Annotated in this window: 7 protein-coding genes; 5 read left to right on the top strand and 2 right to left on the bottom strand. The window is 33.7% G+C overall.

Annotated elements, in window-relative coordinates; translation table 11 throughout:
- Window positions 1-440: 440 nt before the first annotated feature.
- From serA to Q0929_RS08600, 3 genes are read left to right on the top strand one after another with little or no spacing between them, the layout of a single operon-like run.
- The gene (serA, locus tag Q0929_RS08610; RefSeq protein ID WP_299239943.1) at window positions 441-2,030 is read left to right on the top strand and encodes a phosphoglycerate dehydrogenase; all 1,590 of its coding nucleotides are present in this window, start codon (window positions 441-443) and stop codon (window positions 2,028-2,030) included.
- Window positions 2,031-2,042: 12 nt separating this feature from the next.
- On the top strand, window positions 2,043-3,152 hold the full coding sequence (locus tag Q0929_RS08605; RefSeq protein ID WP_299239938.1) for an inositol-3-phosphate synthase: 1,110 nt from the start codon (window positions 2,043-2,045) through the stop codon (window positions 3,150-3,152).
- Window positions 3,149-3,370 (top strand): DUF167 domain-containing protein, encoded by a 222-nt coding sequence (locus Q0929_RS08600; protein ID WP_299239932.1) that lies wholly within the window; start codon window positions 3,149-3,151, stop codon window positions 3,368-3,370. Before Q0929_RS08605 ends, Q0929_RS08600 begins: the two co-directional genes overlap by 4 nt.
- Before the next feature lie 18 nt (window positions 3,371-3,388).
- Here Q0929_RS08600 and Q0929_RS08595 read toward each other — a convergent pair whose 3' ends face one another.
- Window positions 3,389-4,186, bottom strand: coding sequence for a CsgG/HfaB family protein (locus Q0929_RS08595; protein WP_299239924.1), 798 nt, complete (start codon window positions 4,184-4,186; stop codon window positions 3,389-3,391).
- A gap of 234 nt (window positions 4,187-4,420) precedes the next feature.
- On the opposite strand from Q0929_RS08595, the gene Q0929_RS08590 reads away from it, so the two are divergent.
- Together Q0929_RS08590 and ybeY are read left to right on the top strand one after the other, a co-directional pair.
- Window positions 4,421-5,407 carry a PhoH family protein gene (locus Q0929_RS08590; RefSeq protein WP_299239921.1) on the top strand — a complete coding sequence of 329 codons (987 nt, stop codon included), beginning with the start codon at window positions 4,421-4,423 and terminating at the stop codon, window positions 5,405-5,407.
- Window positions 5,382-5,849, top strand: a complete 468-nt coding sequence (gene ybeY / locus Q0929_RS08585) for an rRNA maturation RNase YbeY (protein ID WP_299239914.1) — start codon at window positions 5,382-5,384, stop codon at window positions 5,847-5,849. The genes Q0929_RS08590 and ybeY overlap by 26 nt, the downstream gene beginning before the upstream one ends.
- On the opposite strand, the gene Q0929_RS08580 is transcribed toward ybeY, so the two are convergent.
- Entirely contained in the window at window positions 5,824-6,321 is a 498-nt protein-coding gene (locus tag Q0929_RS08580) for a lytic transglycosylase domain-containing protein (protein ID WP_299239911.1), read from the bottom strand. The two genes, ybeY and Q0929_RS08580, sit on opposite strands and share 26 nt — an antisense overlap.
- Window positions 6,322-6,496: the final 175 nt, after the last annotated feature.

Below are 6,496 nucleotides of genomic sequence, written 5' to 3'. Positions count from 1 at the left end.
CTTATTAATAGGTTTTTAACAATGAATAATTATTAGCGTAGTGTATAATTAATTAAAGAAAAGCAATAAAACGTATGCAGAAAAAAATAGACTATTCTATGATTTTCTATTATTGGACAAAGCAATTTGTTAATTTAATATAGTCTGGTGCCGTATTTTAAACAATATGTCAAGTGAGAAATCAATAAAAGTGGGAGATTCTTCGCCGGCTTCAGAATGACAAATAAGACAATCATCGTTAACATATTTTCACTTTCTATGTCATCCTGATGACTTTAGGTCCGAAGGATCTCCTTCTCAAGTTTAATAAAAATTTCTAATTTCTCATCCAATTAATATGATAATCTACCGCCGTGTTTTAAACAATGTTTATTTTAACATATAATCAATGATTTGAGTTATAATAATACTTTAAAAAATTCGCAGGAGGATTTTATTTTATGTATAAAGTCTTGGTCACTGATGATATATCCCCAAAAGGATTGGAAATATTAAGCAACGATGAAGAAATAGACCTTGATTATCAGCCAGAGATTAAATTTAATGAATTACTTGAAATAATTAAAGATTATGACGCAATTATCACAAGAAGTAGAACACCGGTTACAAAAGAACTTTTAGAGAGAGCAGAAAAGTTAAAGGTAATAGGTAGGGCAGGAGTAGGCGTTGATAATGTGGATTTAGAAGAAGCTTCTAGAAGAGGTATTTTAGTTGTAAATACTCCTGGGGCTAACACAATAGGTGCTGCTGAAATCACAATGGCACACATATATGCAGTTTTAAGAAAGTTACATTTAGCTCATGAGTCTGTAAAGGCTGGTGAGTGGAAAAGGTCGAAATTTATGGGTGAAGAGTTAGACGGAAAGGTAGTTGGAATAATAGGTCTTGGTAATGTTGGATCTCAAGTTGCTATCAGATGTAAAGCAGCAGGAGCAAAGGTTATAGCTTACGACCCATACATTCCAAAAGAAAAAGGTGACAGGCTCGGTGTTGAAATAATAGATGATTTACATGAACTTATAAAGATGTCTGATATTATCACTCTTCATTGTCCATTAACAGAAGAAACAAGAAATATGATAGGAAAAAAAGAATTCGACCTTATGAAGAAAGGTGTTTATTTCATAAACTGTGCAAGAGGCGGAATCGTTGATGAAGATGCTTTGTATGATGCAATTCAAGAAGGTAAAATAGCTGGACTTGGGCTTGATGTATTCTCAAAAGAGCCGCCGGATGAAAGAATCAGAAGGTTATTTGAATTTCCAAATATTAGTCTATCTCCACACATTGGAGCAAATACGTATGAATCACAAGATAACGTGGCAATTAAAATAGCTCAGTATGTTATAGCTGCTTTAAAAGGTCAGTTTGTTGAGGTGGCAGTAAATGCACCATTTACAATAACAGAAGGATTTGAAAACATAAAAGCATATCTTGAACTAGCAGAAAAGCTTGGAAGCTTTCTGACCCAGTATGCAGGGGGACATTTTACAGAAATTAACATAGAAGTTAGAGGAAGCATAAAACAGCATATAGAACCAATAACAGCATTTTTCTTGAAAGGCTTTTTATCACCAATTTTAGATACACCTGTAAATATAATTAATGCACCTTTCATAGCAAAAGAAAGAGGGGTTAATATCGTCAAATCTACAAGAGAGGCAGGACTTAACTTTAAAGAGTTTATAAAAGTTACTGCAAGGTCTAAAGATAAAGAAGTGTCTGTAGGTGGAACTGCTCTTTATGACAAATTCCCAAGAATCATGATGGTCGATAACTACTGGATAGATATTGAACCACAAGGTGTGATTTTAATGTTTGAAAATAAAGACGTTCCAGGTGTAATTGGAAAACTTGGGACATTGCTTGCAAAACATAATGTAAACATAGCAGGATTTAGACTTGGAAGATTAGAAAAAGGTAAAATAGCTCTTGGAGCCCTTCAGCTTGACGATAGATTAAATGAAGAAGTTTTAGAGGAAATTCATCAAATACCAGAAATTATAAAAGCAAAACAAGTTATATTATAAGGAGGCGATAAATTGTCTGATAAGAAAATTAGAGTAGCTATTGCCGGGGTTGGAAACTGTGCAAGTGCTTTGATTCAAGGGATTTATTATTACAAAGATAAGCAAGATTTAGAAGCAAGCGGAATAATGCATGAAGAAATAGGCGGATATAAACCTTGGGACATAGAAATAGTGGCAGCATGGGATATAGATGCCAGAAAAGTAGGTTTTGATGTAAGTCAGGCAATTTTTGCACAACCAAATTGTACGACAGTTTTTAAGAGAGATATTCCATATATGGGCGTTAAAGTCAGAATGGGTAAAGTCCTTGACGGCTATCCAGAGCATATGAAAAACTACCCACCAGAAAATGCTTTTGTATTAGCAGATGCAAAAGAAGATAGTTTAGAAACAGTTGTAAAAGTATTGATAGAATCAAAAGCAGATGTTTTAGTTAACTATGTGCCGGTTGGAGCCGAAAAGGCAGCAAGATTTTATGCTCAAGCTTGCTTAGAAGCAGGTGTTTCCTTCATAAACTGTATGCCAACATTCATAGTATCTGACGATGAATGGGCTAAAAAATTTGAAGAAGCAGGCATACCGGTAATCGGGGATGACATTAAATCGCAAGTTGGAGCAACAATTACACATAGAGTTCTTACTCAGCTTTTATTAGAAAGAGGCGTTAAAGTAGATAGAACATATCAATTAAACGTTGGTGGCAATACTGACTTTTTAAATATGCTTGAAAGAAGTAGATTAGAAACTAAGAAAAAATCTAAAACAGAAGCTGTTACATCTTTGATACCTTACGGCATAGACCCAAGAAACGTTCATATTGGACCGAGTGATTATGTACCATGGCTAAAAGATAAAAAGCTTGCTTTCATAAGAATAGAAGGAAGATTGTTTGGCGATGTTCCTATGAATATTGAACTTAGATTGGAAGTTGAAGACTCACCTAACAGTGCAGGGGTTGCAATAGATGCTATAAGATGTGCTAAACTTGCTCAAGACAGAGGAATAGGTGGTCCGCTATATTCTATTTCCGCATACACGATGAAACACCCACCAATCCAGTATAAAGACTATCAAGCAAGACAGATGGTTGAAGAATTTATAGCAGGAATTAGAGAAAGGTGAGAATAAAGGTAAAAGTTAAGCCAGGTGCAAGTAAAAACGAAGTTAAAAAGATAGATGAAAATCTTTATGAAGTAAGAACAACTACAATACCAGAGAAAGGAAAGGCAAACGAAAAAGTCATTGAGCTTTTATCTGATTTTTTTGATGTTCCAAAAAGTAAAATAAAGATAATTAAAGGTCAAGCAAGTAGAGAAAAAGAGGTGGAGGTAGTAGAGTAGCTACCTCCTTTTGATGTATTAATAAGTTTTATTTTCTTCCTTTTTCTCATCCTTTTTTTCGTCTTCTTTAGCTATAACCGGTCTTTCTATGATTTTATCTTTAGCATAGGTTTCTGCTAAATAGTTTGTAGCTTCAACAATAACTTCTCTTGCAACAGCATCTAATGCTAAATTATTCGACCAACTCCATCCACCGCCACCACCAAAACCGTCAAATCCACCAGCACCAAAAAGTCCCCATGATGTTTTTTCAGAGTTAGCTTTAAAACTTTTAGCTTCGCTAATCTCTAATGTAGCAGGGTCCATTAAAGCTACATCTATGCCAACTTCTGCTGATTGAGTATCTTTTTTAATTGCACTAAGTATAGGTATAAAACCACCACCTAAGGCACCAGAGCTTCTTGATAAAGCAATTTGAGTAATAGTTAAGTTTATAAACTTATCAATTTTTGGCGGTTGAACTTTCTGTCCTGTTGCTTCTAATTTTTTCTTAACTTGTTCGAATTGGTCTAAGTCAATAACTTTAAAACATCTACTTTCTTTAAGAGCGGTAATTAACATGTTTCCAAGTCCTTTTCCAATTCCTTGCACATTAGCACTTCCACCAAAAATAGCTGCAAGCATGTTTTGTTTAGGGTCCGCCGGAGCTTCACAAGCTTGAGCTTTACAATCAACCGAACCTAAAGCAACAGTCATAACAGGCTCGGAGCATTTTACGATAGGAAGCTTGTTTTGCTGCACTTTTGTTTCATCTCCTGCAAAAGCATAGCTAGAGACTGTAGCAACCGTTAAAGCTGATATAAAGATTTTTTTCATAGAAAAACCTCCTGCAAATTTTTATTTCTAATATTAGAAACGAAAAATTTTTTATTTTCTGACATATTGTACTAAGTCAAAAGAAGTATTACTAAAAAGCTTAGTCTGAAATAAATCACTTGTCCGAGATAACTTTTTATTTGGAGGTTTTATTTTTGCTATCCTGAAAATAAAAATATGTTAAAATTATGGCAAACTATAAAAACTTGCATAAATTAAACACAAAATTTTAGATTGGAGGTAAAAAGGATTTTAAAATTAGAGGTTCAAATCCCGGCGGAAGCATTTTTTAACGTTGTAGGAACAAAGGATGAAAATCTCAAATTCTTTGAAGAAGTTTTCGGATTAAAAATCTTTGCAAGAGGAACGTCAATCATAGCGTCAGGAAAAGAAGAAAATTTAGACAGATTTGAAGAATTTATGGAAAAAGTGTCTTCTTATTTTGAAGTTGGACACGTTTTGATGCCTTCTGATATTAGAAATCTTGCCATTGGCTTTAAACTTGAAAAAGAAAGCCCAAAAACACAAAAAGAAGAAGATTTTACTGAAGCTATCTTATTTTCTCATAAAAGAAAGCCAATAATGGCAAAAACCCCAACTCAAAAGCTTTACGTAGAAACTATTAAACAAAATGATATAACATTTGGAATTGGTCCGGCCGGAACAGGTAAAACATACCTTGCAATGGCTGTAGCGGTCTCTTATTTGAAACAAAATAAAGTAAATAGAATAATTCTCACAAGACCAGCAGTAGAAGCAGGAGAAAAGCTTGGATTTCTGCCTGGCTCCTTAGAAGAGAAAGTAGACCCATATCTAAGACCATTATATGATGCACTTTATGACATGGTAGACCCGGAAAAAGTGGCTGACATGATAGAAAAAAAGGTTATAGAAGTTGCACCCCTTGCATTCATGAGAGGAAGAACCTTAAACGATGCTTTTATCATTCTTGACGAAGCACAAAATACAACAAAAGAACAGATGAAGATGCTACTGACAAGAATTGGCTTTGGCTCAAAAGCTGTAATCACCGGAGACATTACCCAAATAGACCTACCGAAAACAGTCCAGTCTGGTTTAGTGGAAGCTATAAATGTTTTACAGGATGTCAAAGGAATAGGGTTTGTTAAATTTTCTGAAAAAGATGTTGTCAGACATCCAATAGTACAAAGAATAATAGAGGCTTACAATAGATATGAAGAGCAAAACTCAAAAAAATAGAATCTTAATCAGCAAGGAAGTTTATAGCAAAGAAATAACAAAGAAATTTATAAAAGATATTACTGAAAAAATTCTATCAGAGCTTAATCTTAATAATGTTGAAATAAGCATCACATTGACAGATAATGAGAGAATTAGAGAAATAAATAAAGAATGGCGAGGAAAAGACAAGCCTACAGATGTTCTATCCTTTCCACAAGATGAAACAATCGGATATAAATATAGACTTTTGGGAGATATTATCATCTCCCTTCCTTACGCAAAAGCTCAAGCAGAAGAAATAGGACTTACTCTCAAAGAGGAAGTTTTAAGATTAATGATTCATGGAATTTTGCATTTACTTGGCTATGACCATGAAACCAACGAAGAAGATGCAAAAATAATGTTTGAATTGCAAGATAAAATTTTTGACAAACTTACCTGCGAGTTACAGCACCCATAGAAACTAAAGCGTTGTATACTTTATAAGCATAATCTCTTCTACCGTTATATCGCCATATTGCTTCCCATGTAAGCCCGTATCTCAAAACATTTTCTTTTAGAATATAAGCTGAAACCATTATATTATTGCAAGGGTCTAATAACTGTTGTGGTCTTAAGCCCAGTCTTTTGATATTTCTTACATTAATCTGCCCTACACCAACATCATAATTGTATCCATTGTCATGTAAATATTGAAGATATATAGCTGCCTCTTCCACAGACTTAGGATTTATTACTTTAACAGACCTTCCATTCTGATTAATATTTATAACCCATGGTCTAAATCCAGACTCAATCTTTGCTATTGCTACAAGAAGTTGATAAGGTATATCATATTGCATGGCTGCTCTAAAAAAGCATTCTTGATAGGGCACTTTAGCAAAAGAAATTCCTATTGTCAAAAGTAGAGTTATTAATATTTTTCTCATCATCTTATCCTTTTTAATTGCAACTTCGGATGTTTTGAGAAATATTTTAACATGCTTTGTCCAATAATAGAAAATCATAGAATAGTCTATTTTTTTCTGCATACGTTTTATTGCTTTTCTTTAATTAATTATACACTACGCTAATAATTATTCATTGTTAAAAACCTATTAATAAGCA

This window comes from Sulfurihydrogenibium sp., from assembly GCF_028276765.1.
Classification (GTDB): domain Bacteria; phylum Aquificota; class Aquificia; order Aquificales; family Hydrogenothermaceae; genus Sulfurihydrogenibium.
Note: the sequence above shows the minus strand (reverse complement) of the source record. Positions and strands in the feature narration are given on the sequence as shown.

Bases quoted from the DNA above. Each gene is read 5' to 3' on its own strand.
- serA (WP_299239943.1), top strand. From the start codon at position 441: ATGTATAAAGTCTTGGTCACTGATGATATATCCCCAAAAGGATTGGAA.
- Q0929_RS08595 (WP_299239924.1), bottom strand. From the start codon at position 4,186: ATGAAAAAAATCTTTATATCAGCTTTAACGGTTGCTACAGTCTCTAGC.
- ybeY (WP_299239914.1), top strand. From the start codon at position 5,382: ATGAAGAGCAAAACTCAAAAAAATAGAATCTTAATCAGCAAGGAAGTT.
- Q0929_RS08580 (WP_299239911.1), bottom strand. From the start codon at position 6,321: ATGATGAGAAAAATATTAATAACTCTACTTTTGACAATAGGAATTTCT.